The sequence below is a fragment of the Streptococcus mitis genome, from assembly GCF_013305725.1.
Taxonomy (GTDB): domain Bacteria; phylum Bacillota; class Bacilli; order Lactobacillales; family Streptococcaceae; genus Streptococcus; species Streptococcus mitis_BO.
In genome coordinates, this window is record NZ_CP047883.1 from 302,639 (window position 1) to 327,012 (window position 24,374).

Sequence of the window (24,374 nt, forward strand, 5' to 3'; positions counted from 1 at the left end):
GATAATACAGTTGTAGAAGGACGAACCCACTGAAAAAATAAGGAGCTTACTTTTAATGAAAGGAAAATCGAGGAATCTTTCATCAATTTGAGCGAATTCCTCGGTTATTTTGTATTTATTAAGGTCATAATTCGTTTTATATTGACCACGAAGATGGTTGTGGCTGCCTGTAACTCCATGCTGAAAAGACCCGATGCTCTCGCGACATCAAAGCCATGTCTCTGTTTTAGTTCGGCATTCTTCGCTTCGATTTTATAGCGATGTCTGGCCATTTCTTTAAAATAAGGTGTTTCCTGAAATTTCTTCTGGAAAAGATGGTCGTTACTCTTAATAGCCAATGAATAAGTTTTAAACTTTGCTCCCTCCTGATAACACCCTTCCTTGGAAAGACAATTCTTGCACTTTTCAATGTCAAAGTAATGAGTGACAACTTGATTCTTATTTTGATATTTTTTCCCTGTCCTTGCTTTGCGAACAGCCAAGTGTCCTTCTGGACAGACAAATAGCCCTGCGTCTTTATTAAATTCAAACGCATCCTCTTCTTTACGGTAACTTTTTGAAAAACAGAAGGGTTCAGTTTTGACACCAAATGAATCTTTTCTTTGCGAGTTAGTTGAATGTTGTTCTTTCCCGAATAAGCTGCATGACCAATAATAGTCTCGATGTCCAGACTATTTTCCTTTGTTTTGGCATATAACTCAGGTAAATATTTCCCATCGCTTTGTTCACCAGAAGTGACCACGCAAGCAGTAATAATCCGTTCATCCGTCATAGCGATATGACTTTTATATCCATAGAAAGAGGTGTCGGCTGTCTTATGTCCGAGCCTAGCCTCCTCCTTAACAGAAGCTTCCAAATGTTCTAAGTCGTCCTCGACAGCCTCTTTTAGGTAATTGAACTTTTGAGAAACAGCCGGTAGGGCTAAGAGTTCCTCGTGTTTTTCAACCACAGCCATTAACTCCTCTGTATAGGTCAACTCTGCTTCGAGGTTATCTTCTTGAGGTTTCTTTGGAAATTCTATTTTGATATCTTCTGAATGTTGATAAATTGTTTTACGTAAAGCTTTTGAACGCTCTCTAAGGATTTCTTGGGGTTTCTTATGATTATAATGAGATTTGGTGTGAGTGGCATCCACAATGAGGATTTTACTCTTAATCAAGTTATGTTCGAGTGCAATTTGAACAGACTTCTGAATCAATACATCAAGCAGTTTGTCATCTTTAATTCTTAGCTTTCTAAATTTCGTCAGAGAGGATGGCTCGATAACAGAATCTTCAGGAGCTAGACCAAGAAAAAATTTAAAGGCCATATCTGACAAGGAACGTCCTACCACATCTACATCTGATAACTTATAAATATCTTTTAACAAGAGATATTTGAACATCATAATCGGTGAATAAGCTTTACGCCCAAAATCGGGACGATAATTCTTTTCTAGTTCATCATAAATAAAGCTAAAATCACAGAGTTCAATTAGCTGACGTAAAAAGTGGGTTTTAGGAACCACGATATCATACAAACTAGAATAAGGACTGACATCCATAGTTAACTGATTATCAAGCATTATTTCACCTCATCTCTAGTATAACAAAAAAGCCATCAATTTGATGACTTTTTCAGTGGGCTCATGAAACGCTATGAGTTTTTTTGTTGTACTATATTTTACAATTTATCATTATAAAATAAATGCTGAACTTTTTGAAAGCTTCTAATTTGGAAAAATTAGAATTGCTGAAAAGTAAGAGTACATTAATGATATTTTATGAATATATGTACACACACTAATTAGTTATAAATATGAGAAACGAAAATTATATTAGTGTTGTTGAACTCGGCTAAAGGAAAATGGGAGAAAAAGTTATCAATTGAACGATACTTCAGTACCAATAAAATTGAGTACTAAAGTATACAAAAATTACTAATGGATTGAGACTTTTGTATTTGATTATACTGTAGAGAATATTAGTCAAATAAAATTGTTTTGTTTTCACTAATGCATTTCTTATTATTATCCCAGTAGTTAATACTTTCAAAGCTTCCTTTTCTTAAATAAAGCGGTATCCTTTTTCTTATATCATCTTGCATTGGTATTTTATCAATATCTTTTAGATTCCACCATTTTGGCTCACCTTCATCAGATGTGCTTAGTTCACCAGTAAACTGAGTACATAAAAAGTCATAGAAGACAAATCTCTCATTACCAATTGAATTAGTAAAGCCTGAAATTCCCTTTAATTCAAGATTTAATGCAGTGAGTCCAGTTTCTTCCTTAAGCTCCCGTAGTGCAGCTTCAAAAAAACTTTCAGGGAATTCAACTTTTCCCCCCGGTGGAATCCAGCCAGGAAAATTATCGTGCTGTCTATTAAGTAATAAAATTTCTTGATTTTTCAAAACGCAAATATTAACCCAGTTTTTGATTTTTTCAGTCATATTATCAACCTCCAATAAGTATTTTTTCATATATTAGACTATATGTCAAGAACTATATGCTATTTATGATTGTGACAAATGTGTCTCAGCTAAAGATTGATGATTTTTATGAAATAGCTGATAAACTCTCAGATATGACGATAAAATAATTTTTATAAGGCTAGTTACCCTTATTATACTGTGGCAAAAAATAGAATTTCATTGATTTTCTGTATATATTTTCTAGTGATTCAAATGGGACATATGTGGGTCTTGTTTTACTTTTAAGAAAAGTTGATAATAAAATCAAGATATCTGAAGGATGTGAAGAAATGGATGGTATAGGTTATGTATTGAGGAATTTAAGACTTAATAAAGGATTAACTCAAAAATATATTTATAAGAATTTGTGTAGCCGGAAGCAATTATCTAGAATAGAGAATAATACTTCTTATCCCTCAGTATATCTTTTGTATTATATTTGTCAAAGATTAGAAGTTACTACAGACTATGTTATTAGTCTAACGTTAGAAAGAGGAAATCATGCTAAATGACACAAATAAATTGAAATATGAATTACCGGTTGAATTAGCTGCTCGGGAGCCAGTAGAACTTATGTCAGGGAGTCGAGATAGTTCAAGATTGATTATTGGATTTAAAAATTCAGATAAAATTATTGATGACTATATCTTGAATTTTCATAATTACATTAATCCAGGAGATTTGATTATTCTAAATAATAGTAAGACAGTCTCTCCTATATTTTATGCGTACTCTGAAAAATATGGGGAAGTAAAGTTTCATATAAAAACAAAAAATGAAGAAGGTTATGTAATTTATATCAGAATTAGGTCAGATTTACAGGATGGAATCATATCAGAAAAATTTTTTCTTAGCGATAAAATAAATGTTACAGTAGATAAAAATATTAATGGTGAGGAATTTTTGTGCAGTTTTAATTGTTCACAAGAAGACTTATATGATTATCTCCTAGTACATGGTGAAGCTGTAAGGTCTATTTATACGAGAAAAAAGTGGTCCATTGCTTATTATCAAAATGGAATTGCTAATAAATTAGGTTCATTTGAAAATCCTGCTGCTAACCGACATTTTTCTAATAGAATTTTAAGAGCTTTAAGAAAAAAAGGCGTAAAAATTGGATATATTACTTTAAATTGTGCATCAGTTGATACAAAAATTTTTGAAGAATTTATTGAAGAACATAGCGTTTTCAAAGAATACTACGAAATACCAGAAGAAACTGCAGAATTAATTCGAGATACTAAATTAAATGGAAACAAAATATTTGCCGTGGGTACGACTGTTATAAGGACTTTGGAAAGCTGTGAGTATGATAATTTTAAAATTGTATCTCCATTAAAAAATTATACTGATTTATATATATATCCAGGTTACAACTTCAAAATCACGGATGCATTAATTACAAATTTTCACGGTTCAATGACTAGTCGCCTTGCGTTATCAGCAGCAGTAATTGGCACGGAAAATATTATGAATTTATATCGACATGCAATAGATGAGCAGTATTTATTCTATGAGTTTGGAGATGCTAATTTATTATTTATGTAATCCAATAATTATAGTTCATGGAAAGGAGGTGATCAAATGAAAAAATTAACTTTGAAAGAATTGGTTAATAAAGCAAGTGATTTGCTTGCCTGTTGCAATGCAACTAAATAATTAACCGAATTCAAATTTTTAACTTCAATGAAAAAAATATCAAATTTTTTCATTGAAGTTGTTTATGGAGGAATTTATGGCATATAAAATTAGTCACGATATAGATATTACAGAAGATAATGGATATCAAGTATTGCATCGATACTCAGATGATACGTATTTTTCATTGCAGAAAGACTATTTATTTATTCTGTTAAGTTATAATGGTCTGAATAATTTAAATGATATTGCTAAAGTCTTTTCAAATCATAAAGGAATTTCAATTAACTGTTCATTAGAGTATGTAGAAAAAGTTCAAAATTATTTTATTTCAGAAAGAATTATATTCAAAGATGAAAACAAAAACCATTCTTACTAATAATCTATGTGAAAATAATATTGATTCGCTATATGTTAAGTTATGTAAATTGCTTGAAGATAATGGGCAACATATTGTTTCAAGAGGGATGGCAGTAAAAGAATTAATTGGCGTTAGTATTGTTCTAACGGAGCCCAAAAGACGATTTTTAGAGAACTCTGCTAGGAATCTTAAACTTTATTATGCCATAGGAGAATTTTTATGGTATTTACGAGGGAGCAATGATTTATCCGAAATCGAGTATTATGCTCCGAGTATGGCAAAGTTTTCAGATGATGGTTCAATACTTCAAGGGGCATACGGTCCCAAAATAGTACCCCTAATTGATGACTTAATCCAGCTTTTAAAGAATGATACAGGAACTCGGCGTGCTGTAATACCCTTATATAGTGCAGATGATCTTGGTAAGGAAAGTAAAGATATCCCATGTACTCTTTCTTTAGAATTTTTAATTCGAAATAATAAGCTACACCTTATTACAAATATGAGATCAAACGATATCTTTTTAGGTCTACCATATGATATTTTTTCTTTTACAATGCTTCAAGAGTATATAGCGTATCAACTTGGAGTAGACTTGGGATGCTATTATCATTATGTAGGAAGTTTACATGTATACCAGCGTAATTTTAAAAAAATAGAAGAGATATCTCAAATGAGTCCTCATGAGACGGCAATATTTAACAAATCAGATTCAATATTTAAAAATTTTAGTGAGATAATTGATTTAGAAGAATCTATAAGAAAAAATAAAACTTTTAATCATAATTTAAATTTATTAATGGACTCAGATTTTCAAAAAATTAAGACAGAGCTAGAAAATTATAGGTATAGTAGGGAAAAGAATGTCGAACGGAAAACTGATATATATATGCGGTATTGATGGGTCTGGTAAGACTACATTATCCAAAAATCTTTCCAAAAATTTAGGAAGTAATTCTATTTTTTTGCCTTTGAATCAATCTAAGATATTTTTTAAAGAACTAGATTCTATTTGTCGTAAATACAATACAAATAGATGGGCAGAGTTTTCCGAAATTTTTAGAGGCTGTTTATGGGCATTAGAAATGGTTTATTTTTCTGAAAAAATTTTAAAACCAGCATTGGAACAGTATGATTATGTAATTATTGATAGGTACATGACTTGCAATAAAGTTTATTCTAATTTATCAATTACAAACACCTTGGTAGATAGATTACATGAGCTCCTTATACAGCCTAAAATCACAATGTATATCGATATAGAGCCAAAGATAGCTTTTAGTAGAGTTATTAAAAGGAATGAGCAACAAACGCCTAAAGAAACTTTAGAAAATTTAAAAATTGCCAAAGAATTATATGCTAGATACTTAAATAATTTAGAATATTATCGATTAGATGGTAGAGAATCTGAGGAAAGATTATTACAATCTGCACTAGGAATATTAGGAGATAAAAATGAAATTTGAAACTATATTAGATTTTTACATATTTTATTTAGAGGAGTTACTTAATGGATCTCAAAAGCAGAAAGTACCCTATTCAGCTATTTCTGATAAAATTGAAATTTTCAATAATAGTGTAGAGATATCTCATGGAAATCTCATTAATATGATGTTTAGTAAATCAGAATTAAATTATAATATTGTGCACACATTATTTTCTTTAAGCGGCAGGACAGATGCGTATATTTTAAAAAAATATAAAAGTGCGTACCTGAGATATTCAGATGATGGGTTTTATCAAAATACTGTAGGTGAACGCTTGTATACTTTATACGGTAATCAAATAAAAAGAAGTTATGGTTTTTTAAAGGATGATATTTTTTCACCAGATGCTATTTGCTTTATGAAGGCAAATGATAATAATAATATTGATTGTACTTTTTACGTACATTTTTATTATAGAGAGGAGCGTTTAAATGTAGAGCTTACATATAAAGGCTCTCACTTATTGGAGTATACGAATTCTGATTTATTTATTTACTCTTCATTACTGTCATTAATGAGTCATTGGCTAGGTGTTAAAGCAGGTAGTTTAATATTAAAAACTCACTCAATCTTTATTTCGGAACGTGATAAAGAACGAACTGAAAAATTATTAGATAGCTGTAGATTATTAAAAAAAGTTGATTTATCTCTAAATCATGATTTCTCTTCAAGTTTAAAAAGCTATCGAGAAGAATTTTCTGATGCAATTAATCGTGTTATTACTTGGGATATTGTAGAAGTATCAAAAAGATTAAACAATGAGATTGAATATATAAACAATAATTTCACTCCATATACTCAGGATTTATTGTTTATACTCCTTGCAGATAGATTTCATAGTAATACTGAGGAGTACAAAACTATACTTGATAAAATAAATAATGACTCTATTAGGTGTTTTAAAGAAACAGTTGATAGAACAGAATTCAATTCCATTTTAGAGGTGGTTTAATTTTGAACTATAAAAAAAGTTTATCCGCAGTACTGCATTCGTCGTCAGATAAGGATTTTCTACTAAATTTATTGAGTGATCGAACATTCTTGCTTAACGATGTTTCATTATATATTTGGAATAGTATTGAAAAATACAGTTTGGAAGATATTGCTATTAACTTATCGAATTTATATAATGAGAATTTAGATATAGTTAGACAAGACTTACATGAAATGATTGAAATACTGGTTTCTGAGGGTCTTATAGAGATAAAAAATTAAAAGATAGGGAGAATTTATATGTGTAATAATGACTACACTTTAATTACTAAAGAAATATCAAATTTAGTATCAGAAAAAAATATAGTAATTTGGAAATCTGAAATGGATGGCTTAGGTACATCTTTATCTGATATTGATGCATATTGTATTTGCGATGAAGAAAAAAATTTTAAAAATTTTTCTTTCAATGGCATCCCTGTAGATATTGAATATATTGGATTAAATAATCTAAAAGAAAAATTAGAAAATATTGATAAGTTTGCAAAGCATGGATTAGCGTATAAAGGACTAGATGAAGATTTAAAATTGTTTTACAGGCTAGAACGAGGTCACAAGAGTCAGCAATTCAATCTCAATGATATAGAATTACCTACAATTGATGTTATTTCTAAAATTGCAGCTCAATATTATAATGAACTTTTTCTAGCATTGTATGAAGATGCATTTAAAATGTTTCATGGGAAAAATTTTTTAGATGCCTTTATACTCTCATTAGAGGCATTACAAATGTCAGTTGCAACATATTTAGCCAGAATAGGAAAACCTCAGTTCAAGAAAAAGTGGTTATTCAAATATTTTGATAATCTGACGGATTGCTCTTACTATGAAGAATTAAGGATTGAATTGGAGTCAGATACAATTTTACCTGAACGCATAAGTAAAATATTATCTGATTCAAAAAAAATCCTAGAATTTTAAATTTTCATATTGAAAGGAGGTGAGGATTATGGCTTATAAAAAACCTATCGTAAAAGATATTAAATTGAGTGCTTCTACAATTCTTCGTTAATATCTTGACTCTTAAAGTAGAGATTTGAACAGGATTACGGATGGTTAAAGCTAATAAAAATCAATATGAAATATATTCTTGATGCTAGACTATTAGTATTGAATTAACAATGTATTTATGGCTCTAAAGTTTTATAATCTACAGTTCACCTCTCTGCTTTTTTTGTGATATTGAATATTAATAATGAAATTTAAGATACTATGTGTGAAATTCTTATTAAATATATATTATGGTCTAAGCGATATCAAATTTATTGAGCGACTTGAAAATATGAATGTCGTCTATATTTTCAAAAATAGTAAAACAGGAAACAAAATTTTGCTAAAAATTTTCTCATCTTCGAAGGTTGACACTATAGTATTTCAAAATGAACTTGCAAAATATAAGTTATCTCCGAATTTGATAAAAACTAACAAGGGTAATATATATATAAGAGTGTTTAAATATCTAATTTTTGTACAATACTTCGTTGAGGCAAGTAGTCGGAGAATCGAGTATAGTGAAATGGTTATATTTTTCAAAGATTTTTATGCAAAGCTTGATTATTATAAGAATTTTTTTTTAGAAACAAGTATTGGTTTTCCTAATTATAAAACCAACGCAATCAGTCAACATTTTAGCATGATACATGGTGATTTACGACCACCGAATGTAATTATAACTGCGAATAATTTTAGTGTAATTGATTTTGAATATTTAAGACTCGGAGTAAGAGAAGTAGAAGTGATTAAATATATAGTTCTGTACACTAATTTTAATAATTGTGAAGTTGAAATTTTATATAGTAAGTTTCTGGAAGCTGGTATAGTAGAGATAAGTTTACAAGAATCAATTAGGTTTTTACTTTTTGAATTACTAAAATCAGATTTTCCAGAGAAATACATCGTGAGAATTACTCTAGATTATTATAATGAAATTATATCCGAGAGAATAAAATTAATTGAATTTTGTGATAATTATTTAAATAAAAAGAAAGGGGGGGACTTAAGTGTCAGTAGAAGTTGAGAAGAAATATTTGCTTACAAGTGATGAGTATTACGCTCTTAGTAAAAGTCACTTTGAAGGTGCAATAATTCAAGAACAGCTTAATTACTATTTTGATAGTTTAGATTTTTCACTTTTAAAAAGGGGGATAACTCTTAGAATCAGAGAAAAGGCGAATAATCTGATTCTAACTATAAAGAGAAAAATTTCAATTAATGACGTAATTGAGTCAGAAGAAAATGATTTTTTAATAAGTCGAATAGAATTTATGGAAGCAGTATTGCGTGGAGAATTCCCTAAAAAGGTAGAGCAAAAGTTAAATGTTTTAATCCCCAAAAAGAAAATCTTTTATTTGGGATTGCTAAAGACACAGAGACTAATTAAAGAAAAAGATTCAATTTTATATTGTTTGGATAGGAATACTTACTTTGATAAACAAGATTTTGAATTAGAAATTGAGGGAACACGAGAATCATTACAGAAAGTTAGCGTTGATATTCCAGAAAAAAAGTTTAATAGAGTTGGGAAATATTCTAGGTTTATAAGTGAATTATTGAAAGGGAATGGTAATTCATTAATTAAGATTCAAGTATCTGCCATTATTTTAAATGAAGATAAAGATGAAGTATGTCTTATTAAGAAAAATGCACCTACATCAAGTGTGCATAATATCTGGATTCCTCCAGGTGGTCATGTAGATATTGGGGAAGACCTCTTGAAAGCTGTAAAGCGTGAAACAATTGAAGAAACAGGATTAGAAGTTGAAATATTAGCTTTGTCAAGTGTCGTTTCTTTTCAAATTCAACAAACTAGTCAAGCCATATGTTTCTTTTATCTGGTTGAGGCTAAAAATTGTGGTGAGATAACAATGTTAGAACCAGGAATGGATTGTAAGTGGTTTAATTTAGCAGATGTGATAAGTGGAAATATTACAAATTTAACAGACTACCATAAGTTGATTATTTCTAATTCAAAAAATACAAATACTTTATATTTAGATTTAGAAAAAAAAGGCCTTGATTACAAAATTTTAAATTCAAAGATCCTCTAAAATGTTTTAGTGTACTATAATTAAAATTATAGTTTTGGTAAAAATATAAGGAGTGAATATGCTGACTGCTATTATAAGAAGAAATTGGCAAATGTATGTAAGATATTTTCCTATAACTTTATTTTTTAATCGTATTTTAGATATTGGATTTAAACTTCTAGGACTCTGGTTAGTGTCTAATTTTTTATTTGATAATAAAATACAGGTAAATAACGTAATAGAGTATAGAGATTACTTTAGTTATGCTGCAATTGGGTTAATTTTTTATAATGTATCAATAGCTATTTTAATGAATGTAGGTCGAGCATTAATAACAGAAGTTAGAGAAGGTACTTTAGAAAGCACGTTAGTGTCACCGTATAGTATAGTGAAGTACTATTTTGGAATCTTTTTTGAACAATTAGGAAGGACTTTTCTTGAATTTCTTTCTTCGTATTCAATAGCGTTTTTTTTAGGTGCCAATTTGCAAAGTATTTCATTATTAAATTTAATTATTTGTTTTTTATATGTATCGTTGATTTCTTTCTCAATGGGAACGCTTTTATCAAATATCATGTTATGGTTTCGTGATACTTTCATAACCCAAAATACATTGTTTTTAATTATTTTTTTAGTCTCAGGGATTACCTTTCCAAAAGAATTGCTACCTAGTTTTTTGCAAAAAATTAGTAAAATGATTCCTTTATCTCATTCGCTTGATGCTATTAGAAACTTATTTTTTAATACTTCTCATTTTAATATATATAATTTTGATTTTTTACAAGGTATTTTAATTTCGGTAGTATATTTTATTGTAGGGCTTTTGGTGTATAAAAAAATTGAACAAAAGATAGTAAGTTATATTTCATATTGAGTTTAGGAGATAATTATGTTAAAAGCAATTAATATATCAAAAAATTATACTTTTAAAAAAAGAACAGGCTTATTTCAGTATGAAAAGCAAATAAAAAAAGCTATAGTAAATGTAAACTTATCTTTACCAAAAGGAAAAATTATTGGAGTACTGGGAGAAAATGGTGCTGGTAAAACGACACTTATAAAAATGCTGACAACACTTTTAACGAATGATACGGGTATAATTTTAATTGATGGAGTAGATATCAATGAAAACTTAAAAAATACAAGGAAAAAAATTAATATTATTAGTGGGGGAGAGAAAAATTTATACTGGAGATTGACTGCAGTTGAAAATTTGATATATTTTGCATCCTTGTACGGAATTTCAAAGAGGGAAGCATTACCTAAAATAGAAAAACTGTTGATAGAATTAGGATTATGGAACAGTAAAGATATTCCTGTAGAAAAATACTCAAAGGGAATGAAACAGCGTTTACAGATTGCAAAGGGTCTAATAAATGATCCAGAGTATTTATTCCTAGATGAACCAACTCTTGGTTTAGACGTGAGTGTCGCTCATGAATTACGTAAAAAATTAAAGGAAATAGCGATTAAGCGGAATACGGGTATTTTATTAACTACACATTATATGGCTGAGGCAGAAGAACTCTGTGATTATATCTATTTTTTAAAGAAAGGTAAAATCATCATTTCTGGTACTAAAGACGAAGTTTTTGACAAATTAGAATTAGCCCCAGAGATACATATTACACTTGCACCTCAATTTCAATGGAATTCAATGGAGATTAAACGGTTGAGAGATTTATTTCCAGAATTAGAGTATAGGAAAGAAGAAAATCTTACATTGATAAAATTTTCGTTACTAAAATATAAAGTTCAAAGTGTAATAAAGACTATATACGAAAGGAATATAGATATTATTGAAATAAAACACACGGAGCCTTCACTAGAAGATGTAGTTCTGCATTTAGAGAGGAGATGAGTTGCTTTGTTTTTTTAACATATTTAGGAGTGAAATGAGAAGAACCCTCTTCAATGATAGTACCAATATTTTTTATTTTTTTTCAATGATATTATGGCCAATTTTTTCGCTACTCCAGGTTTATTATAATATAGGAGCATTTCCGATTTCAGATTTAAAAATTTTGGACTTAAGTAATGAGGAGCAGCTATTTTATTTTATTTTTATAGGATACTGTACCTATATTATTTTTTCTAATGCTTTTCAGAGTGCTTGGAGACTGGGGGGAGAACGTTATCAGGGGACTCTAAGTCAGATTTTTATTGCTCCACTGAAAAAAATTCTATGGCTTTACGCCCGGACATTTTCATCGATTTTTAGTCAGTCATGGTTTTTTATGGTTATTTTTGTAATTGGTAATTTTGCTTATATAGATTTTTCATTAAAATCGATCTTTCATATTTTATTAGCAACCATTATTTTAATTACTTCATCATGGATTTGGACTAGCTTTTTGAGTAGTATTTGCATTGTTATGAGAGATGCTACTATAGTTTATGTATTATTAGAAGGCTCACAAGATACGTTTAGCGGTGCTAAAGTCCCTTTATCTATTTCTCCAAAATTGGTAAAATTTATTGGAAGTTTATTTCCAGTTAGCTATACTATTATTTATTTACGAGATATGCTTCTTTTCAATAAATTTTATAGTTTAAATTTTTATTTGCTCATCGGTATAAATATTGTTTGTTTTTTACTGACTAATATCATTTTAAGAATTGGTGAATCTCACATGAAGAAGCATGGAAGTTTTGATGTGGTTTAATTTGGTGTTAATAATGTTAGATATTGCAGAAGGGACATTACAATAGTGAGTAAATTATGGGGTAGATGTAGGTACAGGAAGTGAATTTAATGTTATTAAGGAAGTAACGTTTGATGATGCATTGCCTAAATTAATTGTTAAAGTTAGAGATTTTATTCGAACCCAGCTACGAGAGTTTCAGTATCTAGATAGTGATGGTAGATTTCAGATACTTCCAGAATATCCTGAATTTGCCTGGTTTGAAGGAATTGTAAATGCAGTAACCCACAGGAATTATTCAGTATACGGAGATCATATCAGGGTATTGATGTTTGATAATCGTTTAGAGATTCATAGCCCAGGAAAACTACCGAATATTGTAACTGTTGAGAATATAAGACATGAACGTTTTTCTAGAAATCCGCGTATCGCTCGTACCTTAACTGAATTTGGATGGGTCCGAGAAATGAATGAGGGAGTAAAACGAATCTATTCTGAAATGGAATCTGCTTTTCTCCATGAACCGTGTTACTCTGAACCAGGTAACAAAGTAGTTTTAACATTAGAAAACAGTATTACAAGTAGAACATTGAGAACGCGTGATTCTTTGGAAAGTAAACTTAGAGATTATAGTGATTTAAGTGTTGATGAAAAACTATTGATACAGTATATGTACAATACAGCAGAACCTATGACAACTAAAAAAGTAGCAGAGTTCTTAGGTAGGAGTGTTTCTTACTCGTCCAAATTATTGAAAACAAAAGGCATTTTAACATGGTATGGGACAAGTACGAAAGATCGCAGTCAATACTATAAATTAGAAATGAAATAAAAAAGAAGAAAAACGAAGAAAACATAGTTACTAATTAGTGAATTTAAAAGTAAGCTTACTTTTAAATTCATAAAATTTATTTGCTTTATAGTTTTGCAATTCAATTGTTTGTATGGGAATGTGATTTTTATTATACATCATTTTACAACAAGTAACGAAACGAAGAAAAACGAAGAAAAACGAAGAAAAATAAATCGTTGTTTCTCAACTACATAAGCTCCGAAAACTAAAAGTGATAACCCTTTGATAACCTCTCAATTTTTAAAAGGGTTATATATGTAAAGATTGAGGATTTATCTCTTAAAATTACTTGATTTTAGTGATAATTTACCATAAATATCATGATGTAGAAAAAACCAGGTCTTAAGAAAGCTCGTAAAGCTAGCCAGTTCTCTAAACGTTAAGAATCAGCTACAATACAGCATTTACAACACTTCATGGTTCACACCATGGGGTGTTTTTTTGATGATTTTTAGCAAAATTCACACCATTTTTCACACCAAATTCACACCATTACTTTTTAAGATTGCGATAAGCAATCTCTCCAACAGCCATTGGAATGATATTCGAAGTATTGACATAAGTCTTTGTTGTAATCGTGTCACTATGGGTTAGAGCCTCAGATATAGCTTCAATAGATGTTCCAGCCTGTTTTGCTAATGTTGCCCCTGTATGTCGTAATTTATGAGGTGTAGCATGCTTAAGTTCAGGATGACGACGTTTGACAGATTTCATTTTATTATTAAGATAGTCAGAGTGTAGAGGGCTATTAACATTACCCTTCATATCGATATAAGTAAAGACATACTGTTCATTGGATTGGATAATTCCAAATTTTGCTAGTTCATCTTTTTGCTGTTTTTTCCATTCTTTAAGTAAGTTAGTCAATTCAATGGGAATTCGGAAAGTTGTCTTTTTATTCCCTTTGGTAGACTTTGGATTTTTGTATTTATCCAAAGCTTGTACTAACTGAATTTCCTGATCACTTGTATTGATATGCTTCCATTGTAAAGCGTAGCTCTCTGATTTTCTATCTCCCAAGAAAAAGGTGGTATAAAACAAAACATAGTCTTTGAATAGAATTTTTCCAGTATCTAAATCCTTTTCAAAAGCTGTAAACCATGCTTGAAGTTCTTCTTGAGATAGGTATAAATCTTCATCTTTTTTAGATTCTTGCAACTTGATTTTCTTAGTGGCTTTGATACGACTTATTGTTTTAGATAGGCGGTTTGTTTCGATGTATTCTAATTCTTCCGCCCAGTCAAAGATAGAATTAACGTAGCTCCTGATAACTTTGAAATTTGCATATTCTTCAGCCTTTTGAGTTAATAGATTTAAAACAACTTGTTTATTTTGATTGAGAAACTCAATAGAGTAGTTACCAAGCATAGGTAAGATATGTTTTCTAAAGGCAATTTCTGTACCAGTTATGGTAGCTTGAGAAGGTGGCTTAGTTGTAGAAGTGGTTTGTCCTGCTTTGTAGGATTCCCACCAAACGTTTTTATAGAAGTCGGAAAAGAGTATAGAACCATTATTTTCTAGTAAGGCTGATTCTCCACTAATAATTTTGTCAATCTTGTTTTGAAGTTCTAGTTCGTATTTTTTTGCTTCACTCCTTGTTTTGAACCGTTTTTCAATCACTTTCTTATCAACACCTAGTGAAGACTTAACTTCCTCAGGAATATAGATTCGTAAGCGATAAGTTCCATTTTTAGTTTTTGTAATTGACATAGTATTCTCCTTTTTAATTGAGCTAGAAAAATACCGTGATTTCATTATAACAAACCACGGTAGAAATGCTACTGATTTTGTAACCAGCGATTGATTTCTGCTTTATCAAAACGAATAGTTTTTCCAACTCTAATGTAAGGTAATCCTTTTTTAATCCAACTGTCGAGAGTATTGTTTGAGATACCCAAGTAGTGGCAAGTCTGTTGTTTGTTTAAAAACGGACTGTCAAGGTTACTATTGTTTAATCTATTTTCAATTTCTTTCTTGATAAGTTCAGCAAGTAGGAGCTGAATTTGTTGAACTTGTTCATCTGGTAGAATTACTTGCATCTGTTCCTCCAATGTATGGTATAATAGAGGTATCAAGAGATACCCTACTTACTTTTCTTGATTATCTGCAACCTCGTCCTCGCTCGCCAAAGTTTCGGATGGGGTTTTTGATTTGCCTAATTCTAAGATATCCCACTGATTATTAATCGCTATTTTAGAAAGCAATGTTGATAATAAATCCTGTCTACTATTAAGTAACGAATCATTTGCAAAGTCATAAGATAAGGAAACTTCCTGCTCATTTTCTAAGATAGTTTTTACAGGTTCTTCCATTCGTTGAGGATATGATACATAAAACTTAGGATTTTTATCATTTCCTCTTATTCTAGCCAGACACTCAATTCTTCTAACATACTGTGATAGGTCTTCTCTATCGTTCCCTTTTGTGTTGTAAAAGAAATCTAGTGGGTATTTCGAACTGGTGATAATGATAACTTTTGCTGCTCCCATCTTATTTTGATAGCGTGCAGAAATTGGGCTTATGTTGAAGGGGTCTAATAGTTTTAGCCAATCTGACGCGGTTAAACTATCTCCTCGAACGTCGTCAAGAAAAAGGATCTCTTCTCCGTTTACCTCGTCAAAGATGTTTGTGGCAGCAGTCACTACTGATTGCCAGTTTTGACCATTTAATTTTGCCAACTGAATGATGGCTTTGGATAAGTCCTTTGCAAAGGTTGACTTTCCAAGACCAGTACTACCATGAATGAAGAGAATGGTTTTTTTAAATTCTCCGTTATCTAACTCATATTTAGTACGAGTTCCTTTGATTTCTCCGACGGTACGAAATGTATCGTTTATCCTAGCTTTGTGGACTGCGTACAGTGTACGATATTTCTGTTCAAGAAGTATTTCATTTTTGGTGATATACTCGTTTAGAATGTTATCGATAAGTAAGTCAATATCTTCGTAGGTTTGGTTTACCTCTTTTTTGGCTTTTCCTTTAAGCCAGATTTCTTTCCTTTTGTGATATACTTCTAAGTAGTCTTTACCTGCTAGAGTAACTACTTCATCAGGGCTATATTGATATTTATCTTTATCTTTTGCATGAATTAAGTATGCTAACAAGTTATCGTAACCATATCTTCCAGACTTTGATTTTTCGAGATACTCTTCTGCTAATCCGATTATTTCCGCTAAAGTAGATAGTGTTGCACCTTTGCATTTTTTAAACTTGAGTAAAGCATGAATGTGTGGTTGGGCAAGTTCAGTAGTTGTTTCTTGAAGTTCTTTGTCGAATACTACAGATGTGTCCTTATCATGCTTAATTGCATATGCTTCAGTAACAGTTGCTATTTCACTAACTCTTCTGACTATTTCTTCAAGAATTTTTTCGATATTTTCGGACTTAATGAGTTCTTCATCCCAACCATTCTTCCAATAAGTCGAATCAAAATATTGTGTAATTGCTATAGAAGTCAAAAGCGCTTCCTTCTTCTTTGAAGTCATTTATATTAAACCTTTCTTTTTTAACTATTCTTTAATTATTCTTTTAATTATTATAGTGTTAGACTATCGACAAGCCCAGTCTAACACGCGTTAGAAATAATTAAAATTAAATTCAGATACTCTTGGGGCTTTGCCCCAAGCCCCAGCCTCCCCTGCCCGATGATGAATCATCGAACCGAGAACGCTTGCCAGCTAACAAGGGACGGGTAGTATTTTTCTTCGCTTCACTCCTTGCCTTCGGCATCGTTACGCTTGAAAAATCTCCACCCTCTAGCCCTTGCAAGCAGGCATTTTTCTGCAGGCAATGTCGTGCCGACACCTATACCGATGAAATCCCTAGGTAAGGTCAGTTTCGCATCAAACAAGTGTAGCAGAAAAAACGCTAGCTATACCTTGAAAATAGCTCTTGCATCCGTTGATTTAACCGTTCCTCGTCTTTTACTTGGATCGTACGAAACATTTTGACAGCTTCGCCCTCTAATTGAAAATATCCATACCCTCGCGGTTTTACGATGACTTCGGATTTTTCCATGTCTGGAAATAGAAGTTGTCTGTTGTTTGTTGCTAGCAGAAAGCTCGTTGATAAGGATATGACACAATTAAAATTGTAGCGACCTGGAAGGTCAGACATCAAGAAACGCTGACTAGACAAAATAATTCGTAAACCTAAACTTCTGCCCATACTGTTCATCATCAATATCTTAGAAAGTACTTCCTTATGTTTTTTCTTATCTGTCTGTTCGAGATAGGCGAGAAAAGCTTGCCATTCATCAAAAATTAAGTAAAGATTATGAGAATTTTCTTCTTGCTTATTTAGTCTCGTTTCAAAGCGTTGATAGACGATTTCGAAAAGTTCTAGACAGTTAAATCCTCTTGCAACGTGATTGCCAGTCATTGAAAACATTTCTTCATCTGCTTTAAAATCCATAAGGTAAACTTCAGCATCAGTATCATGAAATGAAATGAGTCCTAAAAGTCTTCTCAAAAAAGTGGACTTTCCAGAGCCAGAAGGGCCTGCGATTATCCAAGCGAAATATCGGTTTATGTCAATGGTGATAGGGGAAGGATCTCCCCGATTGTTGACTTCAAAAACGTTTTTGATCATGCTAGAAGTCCTCTTCTCTTTGATTTTTTTGCACGAGCATTGTATCAGCTGATACTAACCGAACCTTGATTGCAAGGAAGGGCTCACGTTTAGAGCGACTTACAACGCAATCAGTAGAACCATTTGAAAGAGTTTTTACGACTTGTCTTACTTTTGTTTCAAAACTTTCGAGAAGTTCATCAGTGATTTCTTTGTCAATATGAACAAAGTAAGTATATGGTTTATCTGCTTCTACCCCTTGGGTGAATTTTAGTGAGGAAATTGGTAGTTCTGTTACCCCTTTTTCGGTTAACCAGTGATATAACTCCTCGTACAAAGGATTGCCAGAGGTTTGATTTCTTTGTTTGTATCGTTGCCAAGCAAAAGCGATAATTTCTCCTTCGTTGTAAATTATGAGAAGACCAAAAATCACTAGAAAAATAGGAGCAATCCATACCAAAAATTTGATAAGAAGTGCTAGTAAAACAAAGATTACTGAACTTATAAGTAGTTGATAATACCACTCTATATCCATGAATTTTGTTACAAGTTTCTTCATGTTGCCACCTCTCTTCTATTTGAGCGAAATGTCGGCAAGCTCAGCGACAAGAGCTAGTCCGACTGGTTGCTTGAGTTTATCAAGTACAAATGATAAGTCATACTTGCTAATTACGATGTCAGCGTTAATCAAACCATCTAAATTCTCGTTCTGATAGTTTTTCAACTTGACTTTGAAAGTTGGACAGTAAGATTCTTGATTAATGCTAGCGAACTGTTCATAGAGTTTGACATCTACGCATGTTAGAGATGCCCAAGGGCGTTGGTTTTCCTGACCTTCGTTGATGATGCCATTGTTTTTGTCAACAACTTTAACAGCTGATGGGACATCAACAGAAGTTGATAAAGCATCCAAAAATGCTCTTGCACTTTCGTGGTTGCCAGGTGTTAATTTTTTTTCTTTTGACATGTTAATTCCTCCTGTCAAAAAAGCATGGTCAGCTTATCGCGAATGCTGACGAGTAAAAGAGCTCTTGTGTTAACAAAAACATGATACAAAATTTTTGACCCCTTTGCAATGCTTTTTATTGCGTTTCTAGGTTCATCGTGATATAATTTTTTGAACCCCAAATAATTACAAAGGAGTTAAGGATGCTACATGAGTTTAAAAACTTGAGTGATGTAAGTAAAAGAGAATTTGTTTTAAAATATTACCCATTAATATTACGTAGTCAACAGAAAAAGGAGCGATTAAGTAAAGAAAAATTCTTGATGAGATATTTTCAAGTAAAAAGAGGGGAACATGCTGGAAAACTACTAATTTCAAAACCAGCATATAAACGTTATTTGCGACTTATTAAGTATATAGGGATTAGTCGCTATGATTATATAGATGATGTAATCAAAAACGAGGATGTAATCAAAAACGAGGATGGTTCCTATTCAATGTCTTTGGGTGATTATCCTATGTTTGATTATCCTATGTTTGATGTAGTAGAGCCTCATTTTTCAGAATTAGACATTCCGAATATTCATCAAAAAAAATATGGTATTGATATACCTAAACATATTATTGAAAAATTTGATGATGATGTTTTGGAAGAAATTTGGTCGATTGTGAGTCGTAATACACTTTCAGATAGATTTCTTAAAGGTAGGCAATTATACTTATCTGGAATTGGTCAAGAGATACTTAAATCATTGGCCGAATTGAATCTTACTGAACTGCTTTATGCTACATTAAATAATTTACGGATTGATGAGGGAGGAAAAAAGGAATATCATATAGAAAGATACGAATTGGTGAAAAGAATGGTATCAGAGCTAGAGAGGTTAGCTAAATCGGAATATGATAAAGCAATTAAGTTAGAGGAATTCGTAGAAAACTTTTAATGATTTTTTGAAGAAATTTGTTAAAATAGGCAAGACTGTAAAACAAAACCCAACCAAAATTTATTTTGGCTGGGTTTATTTGATATTTTTTACAATTTCATTAAATGAAGATATAATTTTTCCTTGTTTTTCTTTGGGTAACTTTGTTAAATTTTCAAAAAGTATTTCTGGGGAGTCTTCTCTTTCTGATTCATATGATTGTAGATCAAAGAACTCCTCGACTGTTAGATTTAGGGCTTTGATTACGGATTCAAGAGTTTTTATCTTAAAATCATACTTCATGTTCTCTATATTTTGAATCGCTTTAACGCCTAGCCCAGCGATTTCAGATAATTTTTCTTGACTTAATCCCTGCTCTTTTCTGCATTCACGTATTCGAAATGCGATATGCTTTTGTAATTTATTATATTCCATACTATATACCATTGTACTATCTGTTTTCTCTAAAAATAAGTATAATAAACTATCCAAAAAACGATAAAAGTATGGTAGAATAGTACTATATTAAATAAAATGCATAGGGCATTGTACAAAGGAGTTTATAGATGTCAAAAACTACGGAAAATAGTCATAGTACTACTAAAAAATTGTATACAGGTGCGGTTATTTCTGTCATCGCAACTGGTCTTGTCAGCACAATCGGAACTGCTCATGCAAATGAGGTAGAGATTCCATTACCTACAACTGCTAAAACCGAGCCAGCTTTGGTAGAGAAAGAAGCGCCTAAGAACACTGAAGTAAAAGTTCCTACAAAGGATGAAGTTGCTGAACTTGGTGCAACTGCTAAAAAAGCGCAAGACGATGCAGACAAAGCAAAAGAAGTCTTGGATCAAGCCAACGAAAAATCTGATAAGGCAGAAAAGAAAGCTGCAGGCTTGAAACAAGATGTCGCAGATGCTCAAAAGACTGCTGACAAAGCGACACCTGAAACGATTCAAAACGCAGAGAAGAAAGTGGAAACTGCAAAAGCAAGTGTTCCAACTGCTGAACAAGGGGTATCAACTGCTAAAACTGCTAAAGATGATGCAGACCGTGAGGTTGCCGTACACGGTAAAACCGTAGGCACTAAGCAAGCAGAAGTGACTCAAGCTCGTAACCAAGTCGCTACTGCCAAAACAAAAGTAGAAAACGCACAAAAAGCTCTCAATGGCGAAGGTCTTGCTGATGCTAAAAACAAACAAGCAGATGCTATCAAAGAAGAGAGCGAAAGCAAACAAGCTCAAGAAATGGCACAAAAGGCTCTTGATAGTGCTAAAGCACAAAATCAAGACCACGATGCTCAACTAAAACAAGCAGAACAAGCGGTTAAAACTGCTCAAGCAACTCTTGAAAGCAAGTCTCAAGAGAAAGAAACTGCACAAACTAATGCAGAGAAAGCAACTGCTGATTACAACCAAGCGGTATCCACTCTTAACAATCTTCAAAAAGAGGATGCGAAAGCTACTATCACTCTTGCTCCAGACTTCATCAAGGCTGTGAAAGAGAAAATTGCGTTTAAACGTGAAATTCGTACTAATGGGGATAAGTTGTCCGAGGAATATCTTGACTCTAAGTCAGATGAACTTTACGACCGTATCGTAAATTCTCAACTCCAAAACCGCACCCTCAACAAATACACACCATCAGCAAAAGACCAAGCAGATGAAACTCGTTATGACATTAACAATCTTCCTAAAGAAGTCACAGATGAACTTAATTATTTCGTAGCTGACCTCATCAACCAAATGCGCCGCCAACTTGGACTTCCAGATGTTGTTCTTTCAAAATCAAGTCTTGAATTTGCGAACAAAATCGCTAAAGAATATGTAAAAGCAAATTGGTCACACGCTATGATTGATGACTACCGTGCTAAAGGCGGTGCAGGTCACTACGCTAAAGGTGTTTACAAAGCAGCTAGTGATTATGGTTTGAAGAGTGGTTATTCCGAAGCGAAAGACAAAGAGTATATGGAAAAAGGTTTCCAACCTTATGAAAACTCTGTAACCAATCCGCTTTACCATGATTTTGATGATGCAGACGGAGTTTACCGTAAAACTCTTGGAGAAATGAAAGAGAAATTGTACGATGACCTCATTGAACTTGTTTCTCACAAAAATGACTATCTCCATACTCAGGGTATCCTCCAATTCGACTACGCTGATGAAGTCGCTTATTTCGGTGGTGTAGCGCAAAGCAAGTCCAATGAGATTTACACTACCCACTTTATCACAAGTCTTCGCAGTAGCCACGTAGACGGCTCAAAATGGGATAAAACTCCTATTGTGAACCCACTTTCAAACACAAACAAAGAGCAAGAAATTGCCAAAGTTCGCCAAACTCTTGCTGATGCTATGGTAGCTCGTAAAAACGCTCAAGACAAACTTGAAGCAACCACAAAAGCAGAGTCAGATGCCCAAACTACTCTTACGACTGCACAAGCTCACTTGTCTGCCTTGAACAATGGCGAAAGCCCACTTGCAAACGCTCAAAAGGTTTTCAACGAAGCGAAAGACCGTCATGATAAAGCAGTTGTGACACTTGCTAATGCTAATGCTCTTGTCAATAACTTGACTGCTTCAAAAGCAACAAAAGAGGAAACTCTGACACAAGCACAAGCAACTCTTAAAAACGCTGAGAAAGCTCTCAAACTTGCACAAGATGCTCTTAAAGCAGAAGAAGATAAGATGGCAAATCTTGAAGCTCTCGCTTCAAATAAAGCCCAAGTGGTATCTACTGCTAAGAAAGCTCTTCAAGATGCGAAAGACAACGTTAAACAAGCTGAGAAAGAACTTGCAGACCTTAAAGGTGCAAAAGCTCGCTTGACAGAAGTTAAAGCTCAACTTGAAAAAGCCCAAGCAGAGCTTAAAGATGCTTACAAAGCACAAAATAAAGCCAAAGTAGACTACGAAGTTAAGAGCCTTGCAGCAGGTCAAGTCCGAACTGCTTACGAAACTGCCAAAGCGAAGTTTGAAGAAGCCGAAACAAAACGCTTGGTAGCACAAGCAGATGCCAAACGTAAAGAGCTTGAAAAAGCGGGTTATAAACCAGTTCCAGTTGTAGATGGTAAGGGTAATGTTGTGGATTATACAGCAGAAAAAGTAACCGTAGGAACTAAAGACGATAAGACTTATCAAGCGCCTGCACAAGCTACAAATGCAAAAGCAGAGCCTAAGAAACAACTTCCAAATACAGGAACAAAGGAATCGAATCTCCTCGCATTGCTTGGAGCAAGTGTTGGACTATTGGCTTTAGCAGGAAAACGAAAATATAATAGATAAAAAGAAAGAGAGCGGTGGCTCTCTTTTCTCTATTACAGTTCAGTTATATATAAATTTTATATGGTGTGAACTTTTTGGTAAAATCTAGCTCAATTCGTGTATTTTTAGGGTAAAATTCACACCATTCAACTGAAATTTATTCAAATTAGATGAAATTCTGTTTTCTGAAAAAGTGGGAAAACATTGATTTTAAGCATTTACTGAAGGTTATTCAAATCATAGTTTTTCCAACCAGGTCTTAAGAAAGCTCGTAAAGCATCACAATTCTCAAAACGTTAATCAATACGATTATATCAACGTTTACAGACATTCAAGAATTTACTCTTGGATGTCTTTTTTGTTCAGAATAGATAAGTGGTACTGTTTAAACTTGATTTTCCCAGTGGACAATCGTTCACTTTTTTTATATAATAAAACTAAATCAAATTGGTTGAGTTTTGAAAATGTAAGCTCAACCATCGATGTGTCTTTCTAAGGGAGATAATGTCCATTAAAGCATCACACTAGGAGGTGAATCATGTACCAACCAGAAAAACTCAGGGCTCGGAGGAAAGAGCTAAAACTGACACAAAAAGAGATTGCAGAGGAATTAGGGATTAGTTTTCAGGCTTACTCCGCTTGGGAGCGTGGCATCAAGGAACCGTCCCAGGAGAAAGTTGCTCAGCTGGAGAAGATTTTAAAAGTAGCAAAAGGGTATTTTACTCAGATTGAGATTGTTCGTCTCTACAATAGCCTCTCCAAGCAAGGGAAGGACAAGGTTGTGCTCTATGCTCGCAACCTGGCTCAAGAAGAACAAACTCAGAAGGTGGCGACCATGCCAGAGCGTCTCTACGAATATCGTGTCTATGAACGCATGTCAGCAGGGATCGGGGCTTCGGTTTATGATGATCGGAATTTTGATACGGTTTACTTTAATGAGGAACTAGCCCACGATTTTGCTTCCTGGGTGGCTGGGGACTCCATGGAACCTAAATATCAAAATGGTTCCGTGGCTTTGATTCGAGAGACCGGATTTGATTATGATGGGGCGGTTTATGCAGTGGTTTGCAACAACCAGACCTATATCAAACGGGTCTATCGAGAGGAGAATGGATTGCGTCTGGTCTCTATCAATCCTAAATACAAGGATATTTTCATCTCCTATGAGGAAGATCCTCGGATTGTGGGGATTATCGTTGGGAACTTTGTGCCGATGGAGGGCTAG

24 protein-coding genes and 2 pseudogenes are annotated in these 24,374 nt (G+C 32.7%); 17 read left to right on the forward strand and 9 right to left on the reverse strand.

The genetic code is table 11. From position 1 onward, the window contains the following. Positions 1 to 104 precede the first annotated feature (104 nt). Both M594_RS01560 and M594_RS01565 read right to left on the reverse strand, forming a co-directional pair. Positions 105 to 1,564, reverse strand: a pseudogene (locus tag M594_RS01560) (IS1182 family transposase). 398 nt (positions 1,565 to 1,962) lie between these two features. After that, on the reverse strand, positions 1,963 to 2,430 hold the full coding sequence (locus M594_RS01565; RefSeq protein WP_084888180.1) for an 8-oxo-dGTP diphosphatase: 468 nt from the start codon (positions 2,428 to 2,430) through the stop codon (positions 1,963 to 1,965). Between the two features lie 311 nt (positions 2,431 to 2,741). On the opposite strand from M594_RS01565, the gene M594_RS10185 reads away from it, so the two are divergent. The 14 genes and pseudogenes from M594_RS10185 to M594_RS01635 form a co-directional block, all read left to right on the forward strand. Then, positions 2,742 to 2,963 (forward strand): helix-turn-helix domain-containing protein, encoded by a 222-nt coding sequence (locus M594_RS10185; RefSeq protein WP_368039306.1) that lies wholly within the window; start codon positions 2,742 to 2,744, stop codon positions 2,961 to 2,963. Beyond that, complete coding sequence (locus M594_RS01575; protein ID WP_173875783.1) at positions 2,953 to 3,999, forward strand: S-adenosylmethionine:tRNA ribosyltransferase-isomerase; 1,047 nt, start codon at positions 2,953 to 2,955, stop codon at positions 3,997 to 3,999. Before M594_RS10185 ends, M594_RS01575 begins: the two co-directional genes overlap by 11 nt. 187 nt (positions 4,000 to 4,186) lie before the next feature. Beyond that, positions 4,187 to 4,468: a hypothetical protein gene (locus tag M594_RS01580; protein WP_084930088.1), complete on the forward strand. Its 282-nt coding sequence runs from the start codon at positions 4,187 to 4,189 to the stop codon at positions 4,466 to 4,468. After that, positions 4,443 to 5,351, forward strand: coding sequence for a thymidylate synthase (locus M594_RS01585; RefSeq protein WP_084930089.1), 909 nt, complete (start codon positions 4,443 to 4,445; stop codon positions 5,349 to 5,351). Before M594_RS01580 ends, M594_RS01585 begins: the two co-directional genes overlap by 26 nt. Further along, a complete protein-coding gene (locus tag M594_RS01590) occupies positions 5,314 to 5,916 on the forward strand; it encodes a RuvB-like domain-containing protein (protein WP_084930090.1) in 603 nt (200 codons plus the stop codon). Before M594_RS01585 ends, M594_RS01590 begins: the two co-directional genes overlap by 38 nt. Further along, complete coding sequence (locus tag M594_RS01595) at positions 5,906 to 6,889, forward strand: hypothetical protein (protein WP_084930091.1); 984 nt, start codon at positions 5,906 to 5,908, stop codon at positions 6,887 to 6,889. Before M594_RS01590 ends, M594_RS01595 begins: the two co-directional genes overlap by 11 nt. Positions 6,890 to 6,891: 2 nt before the next feature. Continuing rightward, entirely contained in the window at positions 6,892 to 7,152 is a 261-nt protein-coding gene (locus M594_RS01600) for a PqqD family protein (RefSeq protein ID WP_158086604.1), read from the forward strand. A gap of 18 nt (positions 7,153 to 7,170) precedes the next feature. Continuing rightward, positions 7,171 to 7,851: a hypothetical protein gene (locus M594_RS01605; protein ID WP_084930093.1), complete on the forward strand. Its 681-nt coding sequence runs from the start codon at positions 7,171 to 7,173 to the stop codon at positions 7,849 to 7,851. A 295-nt stretch (positions 7,852 to 8,146) separates the two neighbouring features. Then, a complete protein-coding gene (locus M594_RS01610) occupies positions 8,147 to 8,947 on the forward strand; it encodes a phosphotransferase (protein ID WP_173875784.1) in 801 nt (266 codons plus the stop codon). Then, positions 8,931 to 9,977, forward strand: a complete 1,047-nt coding sequence (locus M594_RS01615) for an NUDIX domain-containing protein (protein WP_173875785.1) — start codon at positions 8,931 to 8,933, stop codon at positions 9,975 to 9,977. Before M594_RS01610 ends, M594_RS01615 begins: the two co-directional genes overlap by 17 nt. Positions 9,978 to 10,035: 58 nt before the next feature. Then, positions 10,036 to 10,830 carry an ABC transporter permease gene (locus M594_RS01620; protein ID WP_173875786.1) on the forward strand — a complete coding sequence of 265 codons (795 nt, stop codon included), beginning with the start codon at positions 10,036 to 10,038 and terminating at the stop codon, positions 10,828 to 10,830. A gap of 15 nt (positions 10,831 to 10,845) precedes the next feature. Then, the gene (locus M594_RS01625) at positions 10,846 to 11,817 is read left to right on the forward strand and encodes an ABC transporter ATP-binding protein (RefSeq protein WP_173875787.1); all 972 of its coding nucleotides are present in this window, start codon (positions 10,846 to 10,848) and stop codon (positions 11,815 to 11,817) included. A gap of 34 nt (positions 11,818 to 11,851) precedes the next feature. Continuing rightward, positions 11,852 to 12,622 (forward strand): ABC transporter permease, encoded by a 771-nt coding sequence (locus M594_RS01630; RefSeq protein ID WP_173875788.1) that lies wholly within the window; start codon positions 11,852 to 11,854, stop codon positions 12,620 to 12,622. Positions 12,623 to 12,680: 58 nt separating this feature from the next. Then, positions 12,681 to 13,433 (forward strand): annotated as a pseudogene (locus M594_RS01635) (ATP-binding protein); the annotation flags it as partial. 513 nt (positions 13,434 to 13,946) lie between these two features. Here the strand turns inward: M594_RS01635 and M594_RS01640 are convergent. From M594_RS01640 to M594_RS01665, 6 genes are all read right to left on the reverse strand, one after another. After that, positions 13,947 to 15,164, reverse strand: coding sequence for a tyrosine-type recombinase/integrase (locus M594_RS01640; RefSeq protein WP_173875789.1), 1,218 nt, complete (start codon positions 15,162 to 15,164; stop codon positions 13,947 to 13,949). Between the two features lie 68 nt (positions 15,165 to 15,232). After that, a complete protein-coding gene (locus M594_RS01645) occupies positions 15,233 to 15,493 on the reverse strand; it encodes a helix-turn-helix transcriptional regulator (RefSeq protein ID WP_125837281.1) in 261 nt (86 codons plus the stop codon). A gap of 48 nt (positions 15,494 to 15,541) precedes the next feature. Continuing rightward, positions 15,542 to 16,912 (reverse strand): Rep family protein, encoded by a 1,371-nt coding sequence (locus M594_RS01650; protein ID WP_254597175.1) that lies wholly within the window; start codon positions 16,910 to 16,912, stop codon positions 15,542 to 15,544. Between the two features lie 409 nt (positions 16,913 to 17,321). Further along, positions 17,322 to 18,044, reverse strand: coding sequence for a hypothetical protein (locus M594_RS01655; RefSeq protein WP_173875791.1), 723 nt, complete (start codon positions 18,042 to 18,044; stop codon positions 17,322 to 17,324). Position 18,045: 1 nt separating this feature from the next. Then, positions 18,046 to 18,582: a hypothetical protein gene (locus tag M594_RS01660; RefSeq protein WP_173875792.1), complete on the reverse strand. Its 537-nt coding sequence runs from the start codon at positions 18,580 to 18,582 to the stop codon at positions 18,046 to 18,048. A gap of 15 nt (positions 18,583 to 18,597) precedes the next feature. After that, positions 18,598 to 18,990, reverse strand: a complete 393-nt coding sequence (locus M594_RS01665) for a hypothetical protein (protein WP_049548126.1) — start codon at positions 18,988 to 18,990, stop codon at positions 18,598 to 18,600. Between the two features lie 182 nt (positions 18,991 to 19,172). On the opposite strand from M594_RS01665, the gene M594_RS01670 reads away from it, so the two are divergent. After that, on the forward strand, positions 19,173 to 19,913 hold the full coding sequence (locus M594_RS01670; protein ID WP_173875793.1) for a hypothetical protein: 741 nt from the start codon (positions 19,173 to 19,175) through the stop codon (positions 19,911 to 19,913). 75 nt (positions 19,914 to 19,988) lie between these two features. Here M594_RS01670 and M594_RS01675 read toward each other — a convergent pair whose 3' ends face one another. Next, a complete protein-coding gene (locus tag M594_RS01675) occupies positions 19,989 to 20,327 on the reverse strand; it encodes a helix-turn-helix domain-containing protein (RefSeq protein WP_173875794.1) in 339 nt (112 codons plus the stop codon). 131 nt (positions 20,328 to 20,458) lie between these two features. Between M594_RS01675 and M594_RS01680 the strand changes: the two genes are divergently transcribed. After that, positions 20,459 to 23,170, forward strand: a complete 2,712-nt coding sequence (locus M594_RS01680; RefSeq protein ID WP_173876728.1) for an SEC10/PgrA surface exclusion domain-containing protein — start codon at positions 20,459 to 20,461, stop codon at positions 23,168 to 23,170. A gap of 517 nt (positions 23,171 to 23,687) precedes the next feature. Continuing rightward, on the forward strand, positions 23,688 to 24,374 hold the full coding sequence (locus M594_RS01685; RefSeq protein WP_173875795.1) for an XRE family transcriptional regulator: 687 nt from the start codon (positions 23,688 to 23,690) through the stop codon (positions 24,372 to 24,374).